We start from the raw sequence: 24,447 nt of genomic DNA on the forward strand, positions 1-24,447 counted from the left end.
GCCCCGTTATTCGATGATGACCAGCGGCTCGTCGAATTCAACTGGTTGACCGTTTTCGACCAGGATCGCCTTCACCACACCGGATTTATCGGCTTCGATCTGGTTCATCATTTTCATCGCTTCAACGATACACAGCGGATCGCCGGCATTGACCTGCTGGCCGACTTCGACGAACGCCTTGGCTTCCGGGCTCGGCGTACGGTAGAAGGTACCGACCATCGGAGAACGGACGACATGGCCGCTCAGGGCCGCATTGCCGTTATCGGCCGGAGCCGGTGCGGCTGCCGGGGCCACTGCCGCCGGGGCCGGTGCTACGGCGGGAGCGGCGGCGTAGAACGGTTGCATGGCCGGCATGCTGGCCATCGCCGGGGCACGACTAATGCGTACTGACTCTTCACCTTCAGAGATTTCCAGCTCAGCGATGCCGGACTCTTCAACCAGTTCGATCAGTTTCTTGATTTTACGAATATCCATGTGTGATTCCGTACTCGTTGTTGTTACGAAGATTGTGGATGCACGCCGCGCACGGCGGCAGACAGGCGCACACTCCGGTTTAGCGTGATACGTTCAGGCGGTTAACCGCCGCCTGTAGGGCATATTCATACCCTTCGGCGCCCAGGCCGCAAATGACCCCCACGGCGACATCCGACAGATAGGAGTGGTGGCGGAAGGGCTCGCGGGCATGCACGTTGGACAGGTGGATCTCAATAAACGGGATCTGCACCGCCAGCAGGGCATCGCGCAGCGCTACGCTGGTATGGGTAAACGCTGCCGGGTTAATCAATATAAAATCGGTGTTGCCGAAGGCGGCGTGGATCTGTGCGATCAGCTCATGTTCCGCATTGGACTGCACATGGCGTAACTGCACGCCGAGTGTCTGTGCCCGCTGATCCAACCGTGCCGTAATCTGCGCCAGCGTCTGGGAACCATATTTTTCCGGCTCACGAACGCCCAGCATATTCAGATTGGGACCATTGAGAAGCAAAATGTTGAACTTGTTGGCCATTGTGCCGCCATCTCCGGCAATCAGACGAATTTTGCCAAAATAACCCGATGTCGCCGCCTTGTCACTCTTTCTCTGCCAATTTGTGGCATCGATCGGCATACAAGGTCGGGCATTATAATGATTTCGGTTCAATTCGCAGCTGAATACTGGTCGAATCAGCGAAGATATGCAACCCGTCCGTGTGACGGACGAGTCGACATGTTAGCGATTAGATACTAAAAATGGCTGCAAGTTCCACTGGTTATCGCCACCATTGGCGGATTTTTTGATAACGCAATGCTAACAAGATCAGCGCGCCGAGTGCGTAAAAAAACGGCTGCGGTGAGAGGGTCTTCACCGACCATAGATAGTGGATCGGCACGGCGATCGCCGCCAGATAGATCAGATTGTGCAGGCGTTGCCAACGCGTACCCAGTGCGGACATGGCGCGTCGCGTCGAGGTGAGGGCCAAGGCCAGCAGGATGAGCCACGCGGCCAGCCCGAGGGTGAGGTAGGGGCGCCGTAGCAATTCGCTACCCAATAACCTCAGGTTGCCACCCAGCTCCAGCATCAGGTAGCTCAGCAGATGCAGGCTGGCCCAGGCGAAACACCAGAGTCCCAATAGGCGCCGGGTGCGCATCAACGCCGCCTGACGGGTGAAGCGTGCCAGGGGAGAGACCAGCAGGGTCGCCAGCAGCAGCTTCAGCGCCATCAGCCCGGTAATATGCTGGATATCTTTGGCCGGATCGGCACTCAACGCTCCCAGCGACGCCGCTAATGGCAACCAGATCAGTGGCAAGGCGGCGGCCAGCCAGATGGCGATCTTCAGCAGGGTAATCTGGGCAGGACTCAGTCGTTTCATCAATAGAACTTCCTCAGATCCATCCCCTGATATAACGCCGCCACCTGTGCGCCATAGCCATTAAACGCTAGCGTCGGTTGGCGTTTGACGTCCAGTAGGCCACCGCTGCCGATGAAACGTTCGCTGGCCTGAGACCAGCGTGGATGGTCCACCTGTGGGTTGACGTTGGCGTAGAAGCCATACTCGCTTGGGGCGAGCTGGTTCCAGGTGGTCGGTGGCGCATTCTCTACCAGGCGAATATGGACGATGGACTTAATGCTCTTGAAGCCATACTTCCACGGTACCGTCAGGCGGATCGGCGCCCCATTCTGCGGTGCTAATCCCTTGCCGTAGACACCGACGCTGAGCAGCGTCAACGGATGCATGGCTTCATCCATCCGTAACCCTTCGATATAGGGATACTTCAAGCCGCCACCGATAAAGCGATCCTTCTGCCCCGGCATCTGCTCGGGATCGTACAACGTGGTGAAGGCGACATAGCGCGCCCGACTGGTGGGCTCGGCCTGGCGCAGTAGGTGTCCCAGCTCGAAGCCGACCCAGGGGATCACCATCGACCAAGCCTCCACACAGCGCATGCGATAGATACGCTCCTCCAGCGGGAAGCGGCGCAGAATATCGTCCATATCCAGGGTCATCGGTTTGGCCACCTCGCCATCGATGGTGACTTTCCAGCCGGCGGTACGCAACGATCCGGCATTCGCTGCCGGATCGGCCTTGTCCAGACCGAACTCGTAGAAGTTGTTATAACCGCTGACCTTATCCTCGGGTGTCAGAGGAAGGTCGGCCTGCCAGGCGGCGGGGCGGGTAAACGTCAGTGGATCGCCCGGCGGTGCCGGGGGACGATCGTTGCCTTTAAACCAGGACAATAAGTTGGCCTGAGCTGAGGGGGTGAGGGCTAGCGCCGCCGTACTAATACCGAGCGCCTTGAGCACGCGGCGACGCTGAAAGAATAGCGCTTCCGGGGTGACATCGCTGTCGCGCAGTTTCGGGTATCGGGCCATACTCGCACTCCTTGATGATGAGGGTGATGATGACATCATGGCAGGAAATGGGGCTGGCGCGGGGAGTATCACAAAATTGTTATAGTTATGCGCGGCAGGCAAGCCACCGCGCATCGGCGACGTTAGCGTAAGCGTACCAGGGTACGTCCGGTGATGCGGTTAGCCAGCAGATCGGCCGCCGCCGGGATCGCCTGCTCCAGCGTGATCTCTTGGGCGCACTGCTGGTAGAAGCGCTCCGGCAAGAGCGCGGCCAGACGCTGCCAGGCGAGGGTGCGGCGTTCTGGCGAGGCCATCACCGAGTCTACCCCCTGTAGGCGGACGTTACGCAGAATGAACGGCATCACCGTCGTAGGTAGCGTAAATCCCCCCGCGAGTCCGCAGGCGGCAACGGTCGCGTTGCTGTCCATCTGGGCCAGGACCTTGGCCAGAACCTCGCCGCCGACCGTATCGATGGCGCCCGCCCAGCGCTGCTTCTCCAGTGGGCGGGCCGGCGTTTGAAACTCGGCGCGAGGCAAGACCTGTTCGGCGCCGAGCGCCAGCAGATAGTCACGGTTCTCCTCGCGTCCACTGACGGCGACCACCCGGTAGCCCAGTTGGCTGAGCAGGGCGACGGCGGTGCTGCCGACCCCCCCGCTGGCCCCGGTGACCACGACCTCGCCGCGTTCGGGAGTGACGCCGCCCTCCTCCAGGGCCAGCACACACAACATGGCGGTGAGACCCGCAGTGCCGATGATCATCGCCTGGCGTCCGTCTAACCCCTGAGGCAACGGCAACAGCCAATCGGCGGGGACTCGGGCCTGCTGCGCCAGCCCGCCCCAATGGTGTTCACCCACCCCCCAACCGGTTAGCAACACCGCCTGGCCAGGGGTGAAACGCGCGTCGCTGCTCTGATTGACGACGCCGGCGAAGTCGATGCCGGGTACCATCGGAAACTGGCGGACGATCTTACCCTGGCCAGTAATGGCTAACGCATCCTTATAGTTCAGGCTCGACCAGTCGACGTCGACCAGCACCTCGCCCGCCGGCAGGTCATCACCGCTTAGGATGTGAATGTGAGCGTGGGTCTGACCGTCGCGCTGTTCGAGTAGCAGTGCTTTCATGATGGCATCCTGTTGATAAAGTAGCTTAATTACCGTCCCCGCGCAGAGGATGGCGCGTAGCCTATTCTATACCAGGAATCGCCCCCCGCCCGCTATGGCCGTGATCGCAGCTATGAGCGATGTGAGGAAATGGCCTGCCGGGGCGGGTACTTACCGCCCTTACTTCGCGGGTACAGGCGGCGAGTGGGTGTCCGCGAGGCACGGGGTGACGCGCCCGTTTGCCTAGTCGGGAGTCCCCCCGTGGGGTTAGCGCGTCGGCGATAGGCGAGGGGCGTTATTTGTAGTAAAAGTAAAGATGAAGTCGGCTAAAATAATTCACAGGAGTGATACTATGCCTCCAAGAAAGGGAGTTTTTACTGAGAGCCTGTCCGGCCTGCGCCGGGTGGTGGAGCATCGTCGAGCGGAATGAGTTGCGGCGCCGCGATGTGTAACGGATCGGGTAGGGACAGGGATGCGTATTACGACCAAATTCTTTGCCTTCATTACCTTGCTGGTGGCGCTGGGCATGTTCCTCATGCTGTTGGGCAGCACCTATAGCTTTTATAACCAGACGCATCAGCGCGCCGAGACACAACTTAACATCCTGACGACGATGATCGACCAACAGCTGCTGGTCGAGTCCTCCGACAGTGTGAAGCGTTGGCTGCCGGTGATGATGCGTTCGGCAGGCGCGGTCGACCTGGCGGTCTACCACGACGATCGTCAGGTCTATTCCCACCATCTCCCGGCGCTCTATCGGGCCTGGCATACGCGCGACAACCTGCGCACCTTTGAGGCGCCGTTGCTGCAACACCCAGGCTATCGTCTGAAGATGGTCTATATCGAACCGACGGCCAGCTATAGCCACTCGTTAGAGCGCATGTTCCCACTCTCACTCTCCATCGTCATCATGGTGATCATGCTGGTGTTTGCCTACCGTTGGCTCCGCACCCAGACGTTGGGTGTGGAGCGCCTCGAACGGCGGGCTCGCCGCATCCTCGCGGGCGAACGCGATCTGAGTGCCATCGGCAGTCTCAATGAGTTGCCAGCCAGTGCCAGCAGCGCCTTGGACCGCCTGTTGCGGGAGCTGGCCGAGGCGCGAGAGGAGCGCAGCCGTATCGACTCGCTGATCCGCGCCTTTGCGGCCCAGGACTCCCGTACCGGACTGAATAATCGACTATTTTTCGACAACCAGCTCACGACGTTATTGGAGGATGAGGCGGCGCATGGCGTGGTGATGATCTTGCGTCTGCCCGACTTGGAGGCCTTAGCCGATCAGCCGGGCCGACGTGAACGCGAGGAGTTCCGCTACGCGCTGACCAATATGTTGTCGACCTATGTGATGCGTTATCCCTCCGGCCTCTTGGCACATTACTTCCAGAATAATTTTGCCGTGCTGCTGCCTCACCGCTCGCAGAAAGAGGCGGAGGGGTTCGCCGCTCAGTTGTTAGCCTCTCTGGCCGCCATCCCGTCGGCCCCTGGCGTGGTCGCCGATGAGGTGTTGCATATCGGTATTACCCTCTATCGCGCCGGTGAGCAGGTCGAGGCGGTGATGGATCGCGCCGAGCAGGCGGCGCGTAACGCCAGCCTGCAAGGCGGCAACGGCTGGTATGTCGACCCCATTCCGCAACCGGAGATGGTGCGTGGTAGCGTGCGCTGGCGCACCCTGTTAGAGCAGACGCTAACGCGTGGCGGGGCTCGCCTATTCCATAAACCGGCGGTGACGGTGGCGGGTGCGGTGCATCACCACTATATCTTGCCGTTTATCTACGACGGCAATCAGCCCATCCCCAGCGCCGAATTTATGCCGCTGGTGCAACAGCTCGGCCTGGCGGAGCGTTTCGATCGTCAAATGGTGAGTCAGATTATTCCGTTATTGCGCCGCTTGCCGGGGCAAAGGCTGGCCTTTCCATTGACGGTTGACTCATTATTACAACGCAGTTTCCAGCGTTGGCTGCGCGATACCTTGTTGCAGAGTGAGCGTTCGGTGCGTCAGCGTATCCTCATCGAGTTGAATGAGGCCGATGTCTGTGCACATCAGGCACGCCTGGCGCCGATGCTACGTCTGCTGCGCGGCCTGGAGTGTCAGCTGGTGGTATCTCAGGCGGGGTTACGTATCGTCAGTACTACCTATATCAAGCAGTTGCAGGTGGCGTTGATCAAGCTGCATCCGGCGTTGGTGCGCAACATTGACCAACGCATCGAAAACCAGCTGTTTGTGCAAAGTATCACCGGTGCCTGTGAGGGAACGCTGGCACAGGTCTTCGCCACCGGGGTGCGTAGTCGCGAGGAGTGGCGGGTATTACAGGAGAAAGGGATCGCCGGCGGGCAGGGAGATTTTTTTGCAAAATCGCGACCGGTTCTCTAGTTGGAAAAAATATTGTGACGGATAATGAATTGGCCTTTTTGTCAGGAAAAATTCACGTAGAATAGCGTGCAATCTATGCTTATACGGTTGGTAGGCGCTTACGTGCCGTCGAGACGAATGCCCTCGGCGGTGGAATGAATTCAGCGCGCGTCTACCCTTTGCTACCGTCGTGATAGACATTATCTGTGATGAATTGTTATGCGCTGTGTTGTAGCCGGGAACGGATGCGTGGTGCGATAACGTGGCGATGCGGAGTGTTTTGCCGTGCGACGGCTGGCGGGAGATCGTCAGTGTTGCCTCCCTCTTCCGCTGTGGTGCCATGCTCATGAGCACCCTAATCTGTTGAATGGTAAACATGGTGTAATTTTTCACCGGAGCAGGACGTTTTTGCGCCTTGTCGCTGTTCCGCGTGGTTGGTAAAGTAAGCGGATTTTATTTTTCGCCTCCAGCTTTCAGGATTATCCTTCAGTTATGTTTAAAAAATTTCGTGGCATGTTTTCCAATGACTTGTCCATCGACCTGGGTACTGCCAATACCCTGATTTATGTAAAAGGACAAGGCATTGTTTTGAATGAACCTTCGGTGGTCGCCATTCGTCAGGACCGCGCGGGTTCTCCGAAAAGCGTTGCCGCCGTGGGGCATGAGGCCAAGCAGATGCTCGGCCGTACGCCGGGCAATATCGCCGCCATCCGTCCGATGAAGGATGGGGTGATCGCCGACTTCTTCGTGACCGAGAAGATGCTGCAGTACTTCATCAAACAGGTGCATAGCAACAGCTTTATGCGGCCAAGCCCGCGTGTGCTGGTGTGTGTACCGGTCGGTGCCACCCAGGTCGAGCGTCGCGCCATTCGTGAATCGGCGCAGGGCGCCGGCGCGCGTGAAGTCTTCCTGATCGAAGAGCCGATGGCGGCGGCGATCGGTGCAGGCTTGCCGGTTTCCGAGGCGACCGGCTCGATGGTGGTGGACATCGGTGGCGGTACCACTGAAGTGGCGGTGATCTCCCTGAACGGCGTGGTGTACTCCTCCTCCGTTCGCATCGGTGGTGACCGTTTCGACGAGGCGATCATTAACTACGTGCGCCGTAACTACGGCTCCCTGATCGGTGAGGCGACGGCCGAGCGTATCAAACATGAGATCGGCTCCGCCTATCCTGGCGATGAGGTGCGTGAGATCGAAGTGCGCGGTCGTAACCTGGCTGAAGGGGTTCCGCGAGGCTTCACCTTGAACTCCAACGAGATCCTGGAAGCGTTGCAAGAGCCGTTGACCGGCATCGTCAGCGCGGTGATGGTGGCTCTGGAGCAGTGCCCGCCGGAACTGGCCTCCGACATCTCCGAGCGTGGTATGGCCCTGACCGGTGGCGGCGCGCTGCTGCGTAACCTGGATCGTCTGCTGATGGAAGAGACCGGTATCCCGGTGGTGGTGGCCGAAGATCCGCTGACCTGTGTGGCGCGCGGTGGTGGCAAGGCGTTGGAAATGATCGACATGCATGGCGGTGATCTGTTCAGCGAAGAGTAATTCCTCTACGGCGCGGGCATTGCGCCGCCGTGGATGAGACGAATGCCGGGCACCGGGCGGAGAGGCACTCCGTCCGGTGTTCGCGTATCGCGCGATCGCTACATGCGCGGTGCTGCGCACGACGCGGCGCCGACGTCGAGGATAACGCAAATTTATGAAGCCGATATTCAGCAGAGGGCCTTCTCTGCAACTACGACTTTTTCTGGCGGTGGTGGCGGCGGTAGGATTAGTGGTGGCTGACAGCCGTCTGGGCATGTTTCAGCAGATCCGTACCTATCTCGATACCTCCGTGAGTCCGTTCTATTATCTGTCCAACGCTCCCCGTCAGCTCCTGGATACGCTCTCTAACACCTTCGCCACCCGCGATCAGTTGGAGCTGGAGAACCGGGCGCTACGCCAAGAACTCTTATTAAAAAATAGCGATCTGTTATTACAGGGACAGTTAAAACAAGAGAATGCGCGCCTGCGCGAGCTGCTTGGCTCGCCATTGCGCCAGGATGAACACAAGATGGTCACGCAGGTGATCTCTACGCTGCCCGATCCCTACAGCGATCAGGTGGTGATCGATAAGGGCAGCAACAGTGGTGTCTACTTCGGTCAGCCGGTGATCAGCGACAAGGGGGTAGTGGGTCAGGTGGTGGCCGTCGGTAAGGCGACCAGCCGCGTCTTGCTGATTTGTAACGCCGCCCATGCATTACCGATCCAGGTGCTGCGCAACGATATCCGCGTGCTGGCGGCGGGTAACGGCTGTAGCGATGATCTCCAGCTCGAGCATCTGCCGGCCAACACCGACATTCGCGTCGGGGATGTGTTGGTCACCTCCGGCCTGGGGGGGCGTTTCCCGGAGGGCTATCCGGTGGCCGTCGTCTCGTCGGTGAAGGTGGATAATCAACGCGCCTATACGGTGATCAAGGCACGTCCGACCGCGGGGCTACAGCGCCTGCGCTATCTGCTGTTACTGTGGAGCGGTGATCGCGAGGGCAGCGTCCCTCTGCCGCCGGATGCGGTGCAGCGCGTCGCCAATGAACGGCTGATGCAGATGATGCCGCAGGTCTTGCCTGCCCCCGCCGTCATGGGGCCTCCGGCTCCTGACAGCGGCACACCGGCGACACCGAGTGCGCCGAGTGCGGCCGATGCCGCGGCGAAACCGGCTGTACCGGCCCCCGCCGTCACCCCGAAGACGCCACCGCGTCGTAGTCAGGAGGTGCGCTGATGGGGGGTTACCGTAGCCATGGTCGTTGGATCATCTGGCTGTTTTTCCTGCTGGCCTATGTGTTGCAGATTATGCCCTGGCCGGACAATATCGCCATGTTCCGCCCGAACTGGCTGGCGCTGTTCCTGATCTACTGGACGATGGCGTTGCCACATCGCGTCAACGTCGGTACCGGCTTCCTGTTGGGGCTGGTGTGGGATCTGATCCTCGGCTCGACCCTGGGGATCCGGGCCTTGGCCTTCAGTCTGCTGGCCTATCTGGTGGCCTTCAAGTTCCAGTTGCTGCGCAACATGGCGCTGTGGCAGCAGGCCTTGATGGTGATGGTGCTGACGGCGGCGATGGAGGCGGTGATTTTCTGGGGCGAGTTTGTCGTCGCCAATACCGCCTTCCGGCCCGAGGTGTGGTGGAGTAGTGTAGTCAATGGGTTACTGTGGCCATGGCTATTTTTACTGATGCGTAAGGTGCGCCGTCAATTCGCCGTGCAGTGAGGCGATGCGGCTAGACACAGGACTCTCGAAAGCGTATGTGTGAGATCTATCTGGCCTCGGGCTCGCCCCGGCGGCGTGAGTTGTTGACGCTGATGGCGATTCCGTTCGCGCGTCTGAGTTGTGCGGTAGAGGAGCGGCGTCAGCCGGATGAGACGCCGCTGGCCTATGTCCGCCGTCTGGCACGCGACAAGGCGCAGGCCGGGGTGGACGTCGCCCCACAGGATCGCCCGGTATTGGGCGCCGATACCATCGTGCTGCTCGATGGGGCGGTATTGGAGAAGCCGGCGAGCCCGGCTCAGGCCACCGAGATGTTGCGCCGCCTCGCGGGGCGCAGCCATCAGGTGATCACCGCGCTGGCTTTGGCCGACCGGCATCATTGTCTGGACGACTACGTGGTCACCGAGGTGACCTTCTGCCCGTTGAGCGAGGCAGAGATCGCCGCCTACGTGGCCAGTGGTGAGCCGCTGGATAAGGCGGGTGCCTATGGCATCCAGGGTAAAGGCGGCTGCTTCGTGCGGGCGATCAACGGCAGCTATCACGCCGTGATGGGGCTACCGTTGGTGGAGACCCGTGAACTGCTGGCACGCTTTATGGCGTTAAGGGAGGAGAAGAAAGAGCATGACGACTGAATTATTGGTTAACGTTACGCCATCGGAGACCCGGGTGGCCTATATCGATGGCGGCATCTTGCAAGAGATCCACATCGAACGCGAGGCGAAGCGCGGTATTGTCGGCAATATATACAAAGGGCGTGTGAGCCGGGTGCTGCCCGGTATGCAGGCGGCCTTTGTAGATATTGGTCTGGAGAAGGCGGCCTTTCTGCATGCCTCCGACATTATGCCGCACACCGAGTGTGTCGCCGGTGATGAGCAGAAGAACTTTCACGTGCGCGATATCGCCGAGCTGGTGCGTCAGGGGCAGGATCTGATGGTGCAGGTGGTGAAGGATCCGCTCGGCACCAAGGGCGCGCGCCTGACCACCGACATCACCCTGCCATCGCGTTACCTGGTGTTTATGCCGGGCGCCAGCCATGTCGGCGTCTCGCAGCGAATCGAGAGCGAAGCGGAGCGCGAGCGGCTGAAGGCCATCGTCGCCCCCCACTGTGACGAGCTGGGCGGCTTTATCATCCGTACCGCCGCCGAAGGGGCGGATGACGAGGAGTTGGCGCAGGATGCCGCCTTCCTCAAGCGCCTCTGGATCAAGGTGATGGAGCGCAAGCGGCGTAACCAGAGCAAGTGCATGTTGTACGGCGAGTTGGCGCTGGCGCAACGGGTGCTGCGCGACTTCGCCGGGGCCTCGCTGGATCGTATTCGGGTCGACTCGCGCCTGACCTACGATCTGCTGCAAGACTTCACCCAGGAGTACATGCCGGAGATCACGCCCTGCCTCGATCTGTACAGTGGCAAGCAGCCCATCTTCGACATGTATGACGTGGAGAACGAGATCCAACGGGCGTTGGAGCGGCGGGTGGAGCTGAAGTCCGGCGGTTATCTGATCATCGATCAGACCGAGGCGATGACCACCATCGACATCAACACCGGCGCCTTCGTCGGCCACCGCAACCTGGATGAAACGATTTTCAACACCAACGTCGAGGCGACGCAAGCCATCGCCCGCCAGTTGCGCCTGCGCAACCTAGGCGGGATCATCATCATCGACTTTATCGATATGAACAGCGAGGATCATCGTCGGCGGGTGCTGCACTCTCTGGAGCAAGCCCTGAGCAAAGATCGGGCGAAAACCAGCATCAACGGCTTTTCGCAGCTAGGCTTGGTAGAGATGACGCGTAAACGCACCCGTGAGAGCATCGAGCATGTGCTGTGTGGTGAGTGTCCGACCTGCCACGGTCGCGGTACGGTGAAGACGGTGGAGACGGTATGCTATGAGGTGTTGCGCGAGATCGTGCGCGTGCATCACGCCTACGACAGCGATCGCTTCTTGGTCTACGCCTCGCCGGCGGTGGGCGAGGCGCTGAAGAGCGAAGAGTCTCACGCCTTGGCCGAGGTGGAGCTCTTCGTCGGGAAGCAGGTTAAGGTACAGATCGAGCCGCTCTATAGCCAAGAGCAGTTTGATGTGGTGATGATGTAACGCGGTACCGGCTCAGGGGAATGACCCCATAGGATGGGTTGGAAGGATAGGAGAACGCTGTGAGGCGACTGCCCGGTTACCTGTTGGTAACGCTGGCGACCCTGATTGTATTGGTCGCTCTGCTGGTGAGTGGGCTGCGCTTACTGCTGCCCCATCTCGATCGGGTGCGTCCACAGATCGCCGAGCAACTCAGTGAGTTGACCGGCACATCCGCGACCATCGGCGCATTACAGGCCAGTTGGCAATCCTTCGGGCCGACCCTGGAGGTGCGCGATCTGGCGATGAGTGGCGGCGCGGGGCAACTCAAGGTGCGGCGTGTGACCTTGGCGCTGGACGTGTGGCAATCGCTGCTACACGCCCGGCTTCAGTTCCGCGATCTCACCTTTTACCAGCTCCAGGCGGCCACCGATCGTCCGTTGGCGCGCGAACAAGGCGGTGGGGGATTGCAAGGCGATGAGCTGAGCGACATCTTCCTGCGCCAGTTCGATCACTTTACCCTGCGCGACAGTCGCCTGAGTTTCCCCTCGCCCTCGGGCACCCAACTGCAACTGACCATTCCGCAACTGACCTGGCTGAACAGCCCGGATCGTCATCGTGCCGAGGGGGAGGTGAGTTTTACCACCCCACAGGGGCAGCATGGCACCCTCCAGGTCCGCATGGATCTGCGCGATAAGAACGGCTTGCTCAGCGATGGCGAACTCTACCTACAGGCGCAGCAGATCGATCTCACCCCCTGGCTGAGCCGTTGGGTCAACCGTAATACCGGGGTGAGCGGCGCCGACTTCAGCTTAGATGCCTGGTTGACCATCCACAAAGGCGAGATGCAGGCGGCGCAGATCCGCCTGCGTGACGGTCAGGCTGACTGGCAAGCGTCCGGCCAGCGCCACCGTTTGACCGTCGATGATCTGACGCTGCGCGCCGCGCGTTATCAGGATGGCTGGCGCCTGGATGTCCCGCGCCTGAATCTGGCGACGGATGGCCAATCTTGGCCGGCGGGGAGCCTGAGCCTGCTCTACCTACCGCCGCGTGCCCAGGATGAGGGGGATGAGCTGCGGCTGCGCGCCACCGATCTACAGCTGGCCCGAATCACGCCGTTGCTATCGACCCTCAATCTCCTCTCGCCAGCGTTGATGCAACCGCTACAGGCGCTACAGCCACGGGGGACGATCACCCGCCTGGGGTTGGACATTCCGCTGCGTCAGCCAGCGCGTAGCCGGGTGCTGGCCGATTGGCACGATCTCAGTTGGCAACCTTGGCAGCTGCTGCCTGGCATCGACCATTTCAGCGGTTCGCTGCGTGGCAGCGGGCAAGATGCCCGTCTGCGCTTCACGCTGAACGATAGCACGCTGCCCTATGCCGCCCTGTTTCGTGCGCCGCTGGCGGTGGCGCAGGCGACGGGGGAGGTGCGTTTCCAGCGTGACGACGCGGGTTGGACGCTGAGCGGCCAAGATCTCGACGTGCAGGCGCGGGCGCTCTGGACGCACGGTGGCTTCCGCTACCAGCAACCGACGACGGGGCGGCCACTGCTCAGCATCCTGGCGGGCATTCGCCTGACGGACGCGCGCCAGGCGTGGCGCTACTTCCCCGAGCCGTTGATGGGGACGGAGTTGACCGATTACCTGAGCGCGGCACTGGAGGGGGGGCAGGTCGACAACGCCACCTTGCTGTATGACGGCGATCCACAGCAGTTCCCCTATGCGCACCACGAGGGGCAGTTCCAGGTATATGTACCGCTGCGCCAGGCGACCTTCCGTTTCCAGCCGGACTGGGCCCCGTTGACCGATCTGACCATCGATCTCGACTTCCTCAACGACGGGCTATGGATGTTCGCGCCCTCGGCCCATCTTGGCGCGGCGCGTGGCAGCAACATTCACGCCGACATTCCACGCTATGGCGAGGAGCGGCTGCTGATCAACGCCGATGTCGCCGGTAGCGGCAAGGCCGTGCATGACTACTTTATGCAATCGCCGCTGAAGGGCTCGGTCGGCGCGACGCTGGGCGAGTTGCAGGTCGGCGGCGATGTCAGCGGTAATCTGCGGTTGGCGATCCCGCTCGATGGTGGCGTCACCCACGCCAGTGGTGAGGTGCGGCTGCGTAACAACAGCTTGTTTATCAAGCCGCTGGGCAGCGCGATGCAGGCGGTTAGTGGGCGCTTCCGTTTCGATGACGATCGCTTGCAGAGCGACACCTTGAGCGCGCAGTGGCTGGGCCAACCGCTCAGTGTGCAATTCGCGACCACGCCGCAGCCCAAGCAGTATCAGGTGGCGGTGGATCTGCAAGGGGATTGGTTGCCGGCTCGCCTGCCTTGGTTACCGACGGGGCTGGCGAGTCGCCTGCAGGGGAGCGCGCCCTGGCAAGGCAACGTGGCGATCACCCTGCCGGATCGCGGCGCCAGCCGTTATCAGGTGGCGATCGACGCCAATCTGGGGGCGGTAGGCAGCACGCTGCCGGCACCGCTGAATAAAGCGGCTGGTGCGCCGCAGATCCTGAAGGTAAACGTCGACGGTGGCATGGATGACTTCCTCCTCGACGGCAGTCTGGGGCGCGACGATCGCTTCGCCGCGCGGGTGCAGCTCGCGGCGGTGGGGGCGGCGCTGGAGAGCCTAAGTTGGGAGCGGCAACGTGGTGTAGCGCCGACGCTAGTGCCCGGTGAGGCTCGACTGCACTTGCCGGCACTGAATGGCGCCGAATGGTTGGCCCTCTTGGCCGCGCCGCTCGCCGGTCAGCTGGATAGCCACAGCGTGCTACGTTTACCGGCCCGATTAACCCTGACCACCCCACAGTTGCAACTGGCCGGGCAGGCGTGGAACCAGTTGCAGTTGCGTCTCGATCGTCAAGGCGAGACGACGCAGTTTCGCGTCGACGGTCAGGAGATCCGCGCCAGCGCGACGCTGGCGAATAAACGGCTGACGGCGGCGTTCGACTTTCTCTACTACAACCCGCAGCCGGATGCCTTGGGCCTGACGACCGCCCGTAGCGAGGCCTCCTTCGCCAGCGACAATCGGGCGGCCCCGCTCTTCGCCGACTGGCCGGCGATGCAGCTACGCTGCCACGCCTGTTGGTTTATGGGCCAGAGCCTGGGACGGGTCGAGGCCGATCTGCGTGTCGCCGGCGACACCCTGCTCCTTAGCGATGGTTTACTCGACAACGGCAATCTACGCCTCACGCTGAACGGGCGTTGGCAGCAGCAGGCGGGACAAAGCCAGAGCGGGCTGACGGGCGCCTTCAAGGGGGCCAATCTGACGGATAGCGCCGACTTCTTCGGCCTGACGCTGCCGTTGCAACAGGCGCCGTTTAAGGGGCAATTCGATCTTAATTGGCAGGGGACACCGTGGCAGCCGCGTATCGCGACCTTGAACGGTACGCTCCGCACCAGCCTGGGCAAGGGGGTGATCGAGAGCGTGGACACCGGACACGCCGGGCAGTTGCTGCGTCTGGTGAGTTTCGACGCCTTGCTGCGCAAGCTGCGGCTGGATTTCCGCGATACCTTCGGCGCCGGCTTCTACTTCGATGGTATCAAGGGCAGCGCCACCCTGCGCGACGGCGTGATGTCTACCGACGACCTGGTGGTCGATGGCCTGTCCGCCGATGTGGCGATGAGTGGCTCGGTCGATCTGGTCCGGCGTCGTATCGATATGCAGGCGGTGATCGCGCCAGAGCTCTCGGCGACGGTTGGCGTGGCCACCGCCTTCGCCGTCAACCCGGTGGTGGGGGCCGCGGTCTTTGCCGCCTCAAAAGTGCTGGCGCCATTGTGGAATAAGATATCGCTGATACGCTACAACATAAGCGGCGGGCTAGACAGCCCGACGATCCATGAAGTGTTACGTCAGCCGAAGAAGGAGAAGGCTCCATGAGGAATGCCAACGTCGCCTTATTGCAACTGTGTAGCGGTGAAAACAGTCGCGACAACCTGGCTCAGATCGAGCAGCAGCTCAAGCAGCTGAATGGCGCGATTAAGCTGGTGTTGACCCCGGAGAATGCGCTGCTGTTTAGCGATGCCGCCGGTTACCGCCAGCATGCCGAACGCGAGGGTGACGGGCCGCTTCAACAGGCGGTGCGCGATTTAGCGCGCCGCTATGGGGTCTGGCTGTTGGTCGGGGCGATGCCGTTGCTTGCCGCCGATCGTCATGGCGGTATTACCTCCAGCAGTCTGCTGTTTGATGACACGGGAGCGCTCCGCGCCCGCTATGATAAGCTGCATATGTTCGATGTCGATGTGCGCGATAGCCATCACCATTATCGCGAATCCGATATCTATCGCTATGGCGAGCAGTTGACGGTGGTCGATACACCGGTCGGCCGCCTGGGGATGGCCATCTGCTACGATCTGCGCTTTCCTGGCCTGTTCCAGGCGCTACGCGCGCAGGGGGCCGAGCTGATCTCGCTGCCCGCCGCCTTCACCCGCGTGACCGGTGAGGCGCACTGGGAGGTGTTGTTGCGCGCGAGGGCGATCGAGAACCAGTGCTATATTCTGGCGCCGGCCCAGGTCGGCAGCCACGGCGCCACGCGGCGCACCTGGGGCCACAGCATGGCGGTGGATGGCTGGGGCAGCGTGCTCCAGCAAAATGCCGATGCGGTGCGTCCGCTGAAGATTAAAGTGAATACCGACTCGCTCGCGGCGCTGCGGCAGCAGATGCCGCTGGCGCAACATAACCGATTCCAGCCTGAGCTGATCCACCTTCATCAAGGGTAAAACACCATGAGTCTGACGTTTGTCAGTGAGCAGTTACTGGCTGCCAACAACCTGAATCATCAGGATCTCTATAACGTATTGGGGCAACTGGGCGAACGTCGCCTGGACTATGCCGATCTCTACTTTCAATCCAGCGTGCACGAATCCTGGGTGCTGGAAGATCGCATCATCAAGGATGGCTCCTATCACATCGATCAGGGGGTCGGGGTGCGGGCGATCCACGGTGAGAAGACCGGGTTTGCCTATGCCGATCAGATCACGCTGCAGGCGTTGACCCAGAGTGCCCATGCCGCGCGCAGCATCGTGCGTGAGCAGGGGGATGGTCGGGCGCACACCCTGGGGGGGCTGGAGGCGGTGGCGCGTTATGCCATGCACGACCCACTGGATAGCCTGCCGCGTGAGGAGAAGATCGCCCTGTTGGCATTGGTGGACCGCGTGGCGCGGGCGGAAGATGCCCGCGTGCAGGAGGTCAACGCCAGCCTGACCGGAGTGTATGAGCTGGTGCTGGTCGCCGCCAACGACGGCACTCTGGCGGCCGATGTCCGTCCGCTGGTGCGCCTTTCCGTCAGTGTGCTGGTGGAGCAGGAGGGACGCCGTGAGCGGGGCAGTTGCGGCGGCGGCGCCCGTTGCGGTTATGACTACTTCCTCGCCTCGAGCGACGGTGAGGTCCGCGCCGAGGCCTATGCCCGCGAGGCGGTGCGCATGGCGCTGGTTAACCTGCACGCCGTGGCGGCGCCGGCGGGCACCATGCCGGTGGTGCTGGGCGCCGGCTGGCCGGGTGTCTTGCTGCATGAGGCGGTCGGTCACGGGTTGGAGGGGGACTTCAATCGGCGTGGCACCTCCGTCTTCAGCGGCCAGCTGGGGCAACAGGTGGCTTCGCCGCTGTGCACAGTGGTGGATGACGGCACCCTGGAGGGGCGCCGCGGTTCCCTGGCGGTGGACGACGAGGGGGTACCGGGTCAGTATAACGTACTGATCGAAAAGGGTATCTTACGCGGCTACATGCAGGATAAGCTCAACGCCCGTCTGATGGGCATGGCGCCGACCGGCAACGGCCGCCGCGAGTCCTACGCCCATCTGCCGATGCCGCGTATGACCAACACCTATATGCTGGCGGGCGAGAGCACGCCGCAGGCGATCATCGAGAGCGTCGAGTATGGCTTGTATGCCCCCAACTTTGCCGGTGGTCAGGTCGATATCACCTCTGGCAAGTTTGTCTTCTCCACCTCAGAGGCCTATCTGATCGAGAAGGGGCGCATCACCCATCCGGTGAAGGGGGCGACTCTGATCGGCTCAGGTATCGAGGCGATGCAGCAGATCTCGATGGTTGGCAACGATCTGGCGCTGGATAAGGGGGTCGGCGTGTGCGGCAAAGAGGGGCAGAGCGTACCAGTCGGCGTCGGCCAACCGACCCTGAAGCTGGATGCGATGACCGTCGGTGGCACCGCTTAAGGGCTTGACGTTGTGCATTGATCTCAAGCGGGGCCGGCATTGCCGGCCCCGCTTATTTGGCCTGACGCGAGTCGCGGAAGGTCTCCGCCATCTGGGTGAAGTAATCGCTTAAGTACTCCAGGCAGAGGCGCACCTTGAGCGGTAACGGCGACTTATGGGCATACAGGGCATAGACCGGACGCGGCGTGGATTGGTAGTGGGGAAACAAGATCTCCACCTGTTTGCGCCGTACCGCATCGATGACCCACATCAGCGGCAGGTAGGCGATTCCGGCGCCGGCGTGCAGCCAGCTCAGCAGCGTCTGGGCATCGTTGGTGTGAAAGCGACCAACGGGCATCGGGCGCAGGGTGTGCCCTTCCGGCGTGATCAGGGTCAGATCGTTAGCGGGTTGGCCGCTAAAGTCGAGCCAGCTGTAGTTGACCAGCTCGGCCGGATGGTGCGGCGTCCCATGCTGCTGCAGATAGCTCTTGGCCGCACAGATCACCATCGGCATGGCACCGAGGGAGCGGCAGAAGAGGCTGGAGTCTTGCAACTCACCGGCGCGGATCACCAGATCCAAACCGTCGGCGACCAGATCGGGAGCCGGAACACCGGTGACCAGGTTGACGGCTAACCCCGGATAGGCAGCCAGCATGCGGGCGCTGATCGGTGCCAACACCTTCTGTGCCATGGTGGCCGAGCTGCCGATGCGCAAGGTGCCGCTGGGGGTGTTGTTGTAGGCGTACAACTGCTCATGCACCTCCTGCGCCTCTTGCAGCATCTTACGACAGCCTTGGTAGTAGATGCGTCCGGCCTCGGTCAGGCTGATACGTCGGGTGCTGCGATTCAGCAGGCGGATTTGCAGCGCCTGCTCCAGCTTACTGACGCTTTGACTGATGGAAGAGACACTCATCGCCAGTTGGGTCGCCGCACCGGTGAAGGAGCCGCACTCGACGACCTTGGCGAAGATCGCCATGCCTTTCAATCGTTCCATTCTTCATCCTGTCTTAATGGTGTTCGCCGTCGTCCGCCAGAACAGTTGGTTTTATAACCGCTTATAGGGTCATAGTGCGAAGTAGATCACGAGATTGTTTATCTCAAGTGAAAAGTGATTTGCGTCACAGATTATATATCCCACTGACACATTAGGCTAACATCTCTCGGTACCGTCAATGGCGGCGCCGCCGATTCGATGCGTGCGTTCAGCGCGCGACCTCTGCCGTTTCTCTCCGCCCACCCGTGTCGCGTGGGCCGTTATCGTTGAGTAAGGATGATGCATGGGAACGCTTCCCGTGATGGTGCTCTGGGGGCTCTCGTTTCCCCCCGCCTTTTGCGTGCTGTTGGCGGCGTTGCCGCTGTTTTGGTTGTTACGTCGGCTGTTATTAGCCTGTGGGGTGTATCAGTGGATCTGGCATCCGGCGTTGTTCAATTGCGCGCTGTATGCCGGCCTATTTTATTGCGTGAGTGGGTTATTTATTTGAAGGGGGCTGTGTGAAACCGTGGATGAACCGTCTGATGTCGGTCGCCATCACCCTGCTGCTGGTGTTACTGGCGGCCTGGGCGGTGATGCGTGCCTGGGGATTTTATACCACCTCGCCCTGGACGCGCGACGCACGCTTTAGCGCCGATGTGGTCGCCATCGCCCCCGATGTCAGTGGATTGGTGGAGGCGGTCTCGGTGCAGGATAACCAGCACGTGGCGCAGGGGATGGTGCTGTTTCGCATCGATGATCGGCGCTATCGCGCGGCGTTGGCACAGGCCGAGGCCGACGAGCGCTATTACCAGGATCGACTCTCGGAGCTGCAACGCGAGGCGCAACGGCGGCGCGCGCTGGGTAATCGTCTGGTGGCCCAAGAGGCGATCGATCAGGCTGACAGCGCCCTGGCGGCGGCGCGTCAACAACTGGCGCGAGCGCAGGCGACATGCACATTGGCTCAACTCGATGTCGAGCGTAGCGTGGTACGGGCCCCCGCCGACGGTTGGGTGACGAACCTCCAAGTCCATGGTGGCGAGTTTATCCAGCGCGGCGCGAACGCCGTGGCGCTGATCAAGCAACACAGTTTCTATGTCTTGGCCTATATGGAGGAGACTAAGCTGGCCGGAGTACAGCGTGGTGAGGCGGCGGCGATCACGCCGTTGGGCAGCGATCGCGTCCTGCATGGAACGGTGGACAGCATCTCGGCCGGGGTCAATGACAGCAGCGCGACGCCGGGGCGCAAGGGATTGGCGGCGGTAGACTCCAACCTTGAGTGGGTGCGCCTGGCGCAGCGGGTACCGGTACGCATTCGGCTGGATGCGGCGGCCCAGGCTCATCCTTATCCGGCCGGCACCACCGCGACGGTGGTGATCGGTCGCAGTGAGGTGACGCCAGCGCCGTTGCGCCATCTGCTACAACGCCTGCGAGAGCTGGGTTAAGCGAGGGGAACGACCGGATGCATCCACTTTCGATCCGCCTGCGTTTCGCCTGCAAACTGACGCTGGCGATCCTGATGGCCTTATTGCTCGGTTTCGCCTTCGGGCTCACCACGCCCCGCTGGTCGGCCTTGACCGCCGCCTTGGTCGCCGCCGGTCCCCGCCTTTGCCGCTGGCGGGGAGCCCTTCGCCGGCGCCATCCGCTATCGTGGTTGGCTGCGCATCATCGGCACCCTGATTGGCTGCCTGTGTGCGCTGCTGTTGATGATGATCTTCATCCGCGCGCCGTTGCTGATGCTGCTGTTGTGCTGCCTATGGGCCGGGGTGTGTACCTGGCTGTCGTCGCTGGTGCGCATCGAGAACGCCTACGCCTGGGGACTCTCCGGCTACACGACGCTGATCATCGTGATCTCCTGCCTCACCGAGCCGCAGTTTATTCTGCAATTGGCGTTGGAGCGTTGCGGCGAGATCGTGTTGGGTATCGTCTGTGCCATATTGGCGGATACCCTGCTGGCACCACGCTCGGTCAAGGGCGAGGTGGATCGGGTGGTCGGCGGGCTATTGCTGAACCACTGGCAACTCCTGCAGCGTTGTGTGGTGAACGACGATCGCGCGGCGCTCGATCGCCACTGGCATACCCTGATGCGTGAGGGCCAGGCGTTGGAGGGGATGCGAGCGAGCCTGGCCTTGGAGTCGCTACGTTGGCAGGCAACCTGCCGCCGCCTGACGCATCTGCATACCCTGACCCTAAGTCTGATCACGCGGGCGTGTGAGATCTGCCTACAGCGCGAGCGGCAGCCGCTGCCCAGCTGCTTTCAGGCGTTGATCAGTGTTCCACTGACCACCCCGGCCGAGGCGTATCAGCGTTTGAAGCGGCTGCGTCGTCTCTTGGCGGCGTATGGCGGTAGCCGCGTCTCCCCGGCGTTGATCGCCTGGATCGCCGCCGCCAGCCAGTTACAGTGGCTGAGTAAGGGCGTCGTGAGCGCGCTGCCCATCGGTCAACAGGAGGCGGCGCTGCTGCGTCAGGGCGTGCCAGGGCGCCCGCTGCGCACCAGCGTGGGGCGCCATGCGTTGATCAACGGGGTGCGTACCTGGCTGGCTACCACGCTGGGGACGCTGTTCTGGCTATGGAGCGGCTGGCAGGCCGGCAGTGGCTGTATGATCATGATCGCGGTCGTCACGTCGTTGGCCGTACGTACGCCGAACCCGCGTATGGCGGCGATCGACTTCTTGCTGGGGGCGTTGCTGGCGTTGCCTATCGGCGCCCTGTATTACCTGCTGATCTTGCCTGCCACCGAGCAGAGCCTGATGCTGCTATGCCTGAGCCTCGGGACGCTGACCTTTCTCTGTGGGATGGAGGTGCAGAAGCGCCGTCTCGGTTCGCTGGGAACCCTGGCGTCGACGCTCAACATCCTGGTGTTAAGCAACCCGATGCATTTTCCGCTACAGAGCTTTCTCGACAACGCCCTCGGTCAGGTGATCGGCTGTGCGCTGGCGTGGCTGGTCTTGCTGCTGGTACGCGATCACTCGCGTGTACATACCGGGCGGATGGTGCAACGTCGCCTGCTATGTGCCGCGCTGGCGACGCTGGGTGCGAAGGGCACTCGCGGCAATCTGTTGCCTGCGTTATATCGTCAGTTGGCGATGGTCTTAACGCTGTTTCCCGAGGATATCGCCCGTTATCGCCTCGCCTTGACGCTGATCGTGTTGCGCCAAAGCCTGCACCAGGCGGCGCTACCCTGTGATAGCGCGCGCTTGCAGGCACTACGCCAGGCCGCCGTTGGGCTGAGCGCCTCGTCAGCGATACGCCGCGCGCTGGCCCTGCGCCAGGTGGTTCGGCACTTAGCGGCCTATGCCGAGGCGTGGGATGCCGCCGGGCGTGAGGCCGCCCAGATCCAGCCACTGCGGCAGCTACAGCGCGTGTTGCATCGCTATCGCGCGGTGTTGCTGAATTAGGCAAGATGGCGCTTGTTTAAGCAGAAAACCGTTTGCGCCGCATCAAATCTCCCTACATTTTGTGCTTGCGGTGCGGCGGTCGCTGAGTATAATGCCGGACAATTTGCCGGGAGAGAGCATGAAAAACAGTATCGGTCACCGTGGTTCGTCGGTCGTGATGCGGCCGCAGCACCTGCCCTACCCGGGCAGCCACCAGCCGTTTTTCTCCCGTCGCATTCTCGATCGTGGAAAACCCCTCATTTGAGGGGTTTTTTTTTGCCCGTAAGACGGCAAGGCGAAAAATTAACCCGAGTGAACAGTCTGCCAGCGCCGCGTGACGCCGGCGCCTGAATAGGAGAGTAAAGAATGGCCAATCCCTTGTATCTAAAAGATATTATCTCCATCAACGATCTGAGCCGCAGTGAACTGGAGCTGGTGCTGGCGACCGCCGCCCGCCTGAAGGCCGAGCCGCAGCCGGAACTACTGCGCCACAAGGTGATCGCCAGCCTGTTCTTCGAAGCCTCGACGCGTACTCGTCTCTCTTTCGAGACCGCGATGCATCGCCTCGGCGCCTCGGTGGTGGGCTTCGCCGATAGCAGCAACACCTCGCTGGGCAAGAAGGGGGAGACGCTGGCGGATACCATCTCGGTGATCGGGAACTATGTGGATGCCATCGTGATGCGTCACCCGCAGGAGGGGGCCGCGCGCCTGGCGACAGAGTTCTGTGGCCGCATTCCGGTGGTTAACGCCGGTGATGGTGCCAACCAGCATCCGACCCAGACGCTGCTGGATCTGTTTACCATTCAGGAGACGCAGGGACGGTTGAACAACATCAACATCGCCATGGTCGGCGACCTGAAGTATGGCCGTACCGTGCATTCACTGACCCAGGCGCTGGCTAAGTTCGAGGGTAATCGCTTCTTCTTCATCGCCCCGCAGGCGCTGGCGATGCCGGACTATATTCTGGCGATGCTGGAGGAGAAGGGCATCACTTACAGTCTGCATGAAACCATCGAAGAGGTGATGCCGCAGCTGGATATCCTGTACATGACCCGCGTGCAGAAAGAGCGTCTGGCCCCCTCGGAGTACGCTAACGTCAAGTCGCAGTTCATCCTGCGCGCCGCTATGCTGGAGTCGGCACGCGACAACCTGAAGGTGTTGCATCCGCTGCCGCGTATCGACGAGATCACTACCGATGTCGACACTACCCCCTACGCTTACTACTTCCAGCAGGCAGGCAACGGTATCTTTGCCCGCCAGGCGTTGCTGGCCCTGATCCTGAATGCCGAACTGAATTTCTAAGGGAGAGATGAGATGACTCACGACAATAAACTACAAGTTGAAGCGATTAACTGCGGCACCGTCATTGACCATATCCCGGCCCGCATCGGCTTTAAGCTGTTGACCCTGTTTAAACTGACCGAGACCGACCAGCGTGTCACCATCGGCCTGAACCTGCCCTCCAATGCCCAGGGGAGCAAGGATCTGATCAAGATCGAGAACGTGTTCCTCACCGAGGCCCAGGTCAACCAGCTGGCGATCTACGCGCCACGTGCCACCGTCAACTGCATCGAAAACTATGAGGTGGTGCGCAAGATGGTACCGAGCCTGCCGGAGCGTATCGATGAGGTGTTGAGCTGCCCGAACAGCAACTGCATCAGCCGCAGCGAGCCGGTACACTCCAGCTTCAGCGTGCGCGCCCGCGACGGCGAGGTGTTGCTCAAGTGCAAGTATTGCGAGAAAGAGTTCGAGCACCACGCGGTGATGGAGCAGTAAAGCGCCTCTTCCGCCATACGATGTGCGTCGCGGGTGGGCGCGATGCCCATCGTGGGAGATGCAGGGGAAAAATGACGACCTGCGTCATTGAGAGGATGGGGGCGGACTCCCTATAATGGGGGCGGTTACCGGAGTCCCTCGGTAACGGCCCATCCATCATCCCTAAGGAGCAGATATGTCTGGTATTATCAGCACTGAGCACGCACCGGCCGCCATTGGACCCTATGTTCAGGGCGTTGATCTGGGCAACATGGTCATCACCTCCGGTCAGATCCCGGTCGATCCGAAAACTGGCCTGGTCGCGGACGATGTCGCTGCCCAAGCGCGCCAGTCGCTGGAGAACGTCAAGGCGATCGTCGAAGCCGCTGGCCTGAGCGTGGCCAACATCGTGAAGACGACGGTATTCGTCAAGGATCTGAATGACTTTGCAACGGTGAATGCCACCTATGAAGCGTTCTTCAAGGAGCATAACGCCCCGTTCCCGGCCCGTTCTTGCGTCGAAGTGGCTCGTCTGCCGAAAGATGTGAAGATCGAAATCGAAGCCATCGCGCTGCGTCGCTGATGACGTCGGTCAGCCCATTCGGGCTGACCGTCTCTTACC

21 protein-coding genes and 1 pseudogene are annotated in these 24,447 nt (G+C 61.3%); 16 read left to right on the top strand and 6 right to left on the bottom strand.

Annotation, left to right across the window (positions count from 1 at the left end; all coding sequences use genetic code 11):
• Positions 1-6: 6 nt before the first annotated feature.
• The 5 genes from accB to acuI all read right to left on the bottom strand — a co-directional run bounded on the left by accB (position 7) and on the right by acuI (position 3,948).
• Entirely contained in the window at positions 7-474 is a 468-nt protein-coding gene (accB, locus tag DCL27_RS01900; protein WP_005289800.1) for an acetyl-CoA carboxylase biotin carboxyl carrier protein, read from the bottom strand.
• Between the two features lie 79 nt (positions 475-553).
• On the bottom strand, positions 554-1,006 hold the full coding sequence (gene aroQ / locus DCL27_RS01905; protein ID WP_005296171.1) for a type II 3-dehydroquinate dehydratase: 453 nt from the start codon (positions 1,004-1,006) through the stop codon (positions 554-556).
• A 241-nt stretch (positions 1,007-1,247) separates the two neighbouring features.
• Positions 1,248-1,847, bottom strand: coding sequence for a protein-methionine-sulfoxide reductase heme-binding subunit MsrQ (gene msrQ / locus DCL27_RS01910; RefSeq protein ID WP_035597029.1), 600 nt, complete (start codon positions 1,845-1,847; stop codon positions 1,248-1,250).
• Positions 1,847-2,848: a protein-methionine-sulfoxide reductase catalytic subunit MsrP gene (gene msrP / locus DCL27_RS01915; protein WP_035597032.1), complete on the bottom strand. Its 1,002-nt coding sequence runs from the start codon at positions 2,846-2,848 to the stop codon at positions 1,847-1,849. The genes msrQ and msrP overlap by 1 nt, the downstream gene beginning before the upstream one ends.
• 122 nt (positions 2,849-2,970) lie before the next feature.
• Positions 2,971-3,948, bottom strand: a complete 978-nt coding sequence (acuI, locus tag DCL27_RS01920) for an acrylyl-CoA reductase (NADPH) (RefSeq protein WP_035597035.1) — start codon at positions 3,946-3,948, stop codon at positions 2,971-2,973.
• A gap of 451 nt (positions 3,949-4,399) precedes the next feature.
• Between acuI and csrD the strand changes: the two genes are divergently transcribed.
• From csrD to tldD, 9 genes are all read left to right on the top strand, one after another.
• A complete protein-coding gene (csrD, locus tag DCL27_RS01925; protein WP_035597038.1) occupies positions 4,400-6,295 on the top strand; it encodes an RNase E specificity factor CsrD in 1,896 nt (631 codons plus the stop codon).
• A 471-nt stretch (positions 6,296-6,766) separates the two neighbouring features.
• On the top strand, positions 6,767-7,810 hold the full coding sequence (mreB, locus tag DCL27_RS01930; RefSeq protein ID WP_228594464.1) for a rod shape-determining protein MreB: 1,044 nt from the start codon (positions 6,767-6,769) through the stop codon (positions 7,808-7,810).
• Between the two features lie 154 nt (positions 7,811-7,964).
• Positions 7,965-9,023: a rod shape-determining protein MreC gene (gene mreC / locus DCL27_RS01935; RefSeq protein ID WP_035597041.1), complete on the top strand. Its 1,059-nt coding sequence runs from the start codon at positions 7,965-7,967 to the stop codon at positions 9,021-9,023.
• Complete coding sequence (gene mreD, locus DCL27_RS01940; protein ID WP_005289825.1) at positions 9,023-9,511, top strand: rod shape-determining protein MreD; 489 nt, start codon at positions 9,023-9,025, stop codon at positions 9,509-9,511. Before mreC ends, mreD begins: the two co-directional genes overlap by 1 nt.
• 35 nt (positions 9,512-9,546) lie before the next feature.
• Positions 9,547-10,140 carry a Maf family protein gene (locus tag DCL27_RS01945; RefSeq protein WP_005289828.1) on the top strand — a complete coding sequence of 198 codons (594 nt, stop codon included), beginning with the start codon at positions 9,547-9,549 and terminating at the stop codon, positions 10,138-10,140.
• The gene (rng, locus tag DCL27_RS01950; RefSeq protein ID WP_005289829.1) at positions 10,130-11,599 is read left to right on the top strand and encodes a ribonuclease G; all 1,470 of its coding nucleotides are present in this window, start codon (positions 10,130-10,132) and stop codon (positions 11,597-11,599) included. Before DCL27_RS01945 ends, rng begins: the two co-directional genes overlap by 11 nt.
• Before the next feature lie 59 nt (positions 11,600-11,658).
• Positions 11,659-15,453: an AsmA2 domain-containing protein YhdP gene (yhdP, locus tag DCL27_RS01955; protein ID WP_035597044.1), complete on the top strand. Its 3,795-nt coding sequence runs from the start codon at positions 11,659-11,661 to the stop codon at positions 15,451-15,453.
• Positions 15,450-16,292 (top strand): deaminated glutathione amidase, encoded by an 843-nt coding sequence (nit1, locus tag DCL27_RS01960; RefSeq protein WP_035597047.1) that lies wholly within the window; start codon positions 15,450-15,452, stop codon positions 16,290-16,292. Before yhdP ends, nit1 begins: the two co-directional genes overlap by 4 nt.
• Positions 16,293-16,298: 6 nt before the next feature.
• Entirely contained in the window at positions 16,299-17,744 is a 1,446-nt protein-coding gene (gene tldD / locus DCL27_RS01965) for a metalloprotease TldD (protein ID WP_005289837.1), read from the top strand.
• 52 nt (positions 17,745-17,796) lie between these two features.
• Here tldD and aaeR read toward each other — a convergent pair whose 3' ends face one another.
• Complete coding sequence (gene aaeR / locus DCL27_RS01970) at positions 17,797-18,717, bottom strand: HTH-type transcriptional activator AaeR (RefSeq protein ID WP_005289839.1); 921 nt, start codon at positions 18,715-18,717, stop codon at positions 17,797-17,799.
• A 283-nt stretch (positions 18,718-19,000) separates the two neighbouring features.
• On the opposite strand from aaeR, the gene aaeX reads away from it, so the two are divergent.
• The 7 genes and pseudogenes from aaeX to ridA all read left to right on the top strand — a co-directional run bounded on the left by aaeX (position 19,001) and on the right by ridA (position 24,408).
• Positions 19,001-19,204, top strand: a complete 204-nt coding sequence (gene aaeX / locus DCL27_RS01975) for a p-hydroxybenzoic acid efflux pump operon protein AaeX (RefSeq protein WP_005289842.1) — start codon at positions 19,001-19,003, stop codon at positions 19,202-19,204.
• Between the two features lie 22 nt (positions 19,205-19,226).
• The gene (gene aaeA, locus DCL27_RS01980) at positions 19,227-20,138 is read left to right on the top strand and encodes a p-hydroxybenzoic acid efflux pump subunit AaeA (protein ID WP_181880789.1); all 912 of its coding nucleotides are present in this window, start codon (positions 19,227-19,229) and stop codon (positions 20,136-20,138) included.
• 17 nt (positions 20,139-20,155) lie between these two features.
• A pseudogene (aaeB, locus tag DCL27_RS01985) lies at positions 20,156-22,091 on the top strand (p-hydroxybenzoic acid efflux pump subunit AaeB).
• Positions 22,092-22,209: 118 nt separating this feature from the next.
• Positions 22,210-22,335 carry a hypothetical protein gene (locus DCL27_RS17680; protein ID WP_255212196.1) on the top strand — a complete coding sequence of 42 codons (126 nt, stop codon included), beginning with the start codon at positions 22,210-22,212 and terminating at the stop codon, positions 22,333-22,335.
• 101 nt (positions 22,336-22,436) lie between these two features.
• Positions 22,437-23,372: an aspartate carbamoyltransferase gene (gene pyrB / locus DCL27_RS01990; protein WP_228594465.1), complete on the top strand. Its 936-nt coding sequence runs from the start codon at positions 22,437-22,439 to the stop codon at positions 23,370-23,372.
• 12 nt (positions 23,373-23,384) lie between these two features.
• Positions 23,385-23,846, top strand: a complete 462-nt coding sequence (pyrI, locus tag DCL27_RS01995; protein WP_005289849.1) for an aspartate carbamoyltransferase regulatory subunit — start codon at positions 23,385-23,387, stop codon at positions 23,844-23,846.
• A 175-nt stretch (positions 23,847-24,021) separates the two neighbouring features.
• A complete protein-coding gene (ridA, locus tag DCL27_RS02000) occupies positions 24,022-24,408 on the top strand; it encodes a 2-iminobutanoate/2-iminopropanoate deaminase (protein WP_005289852.1) in 387 nt (128 codons plus the stop codon).
• Positions 24,409-24,447 lie beyond the last annotated feature (39 nt).

This window comes from Edwardsiella tarda ATCC 15947 = NBRC 105688, from assembly GCF_003113495.2.
Classification (GTDB): Bacteria; Pseudomonadota; Gammaproteobacteria; order Enterobacterales; family Enterobacteriaceae; genus Edwardsiella; species Edwardsiella tarda.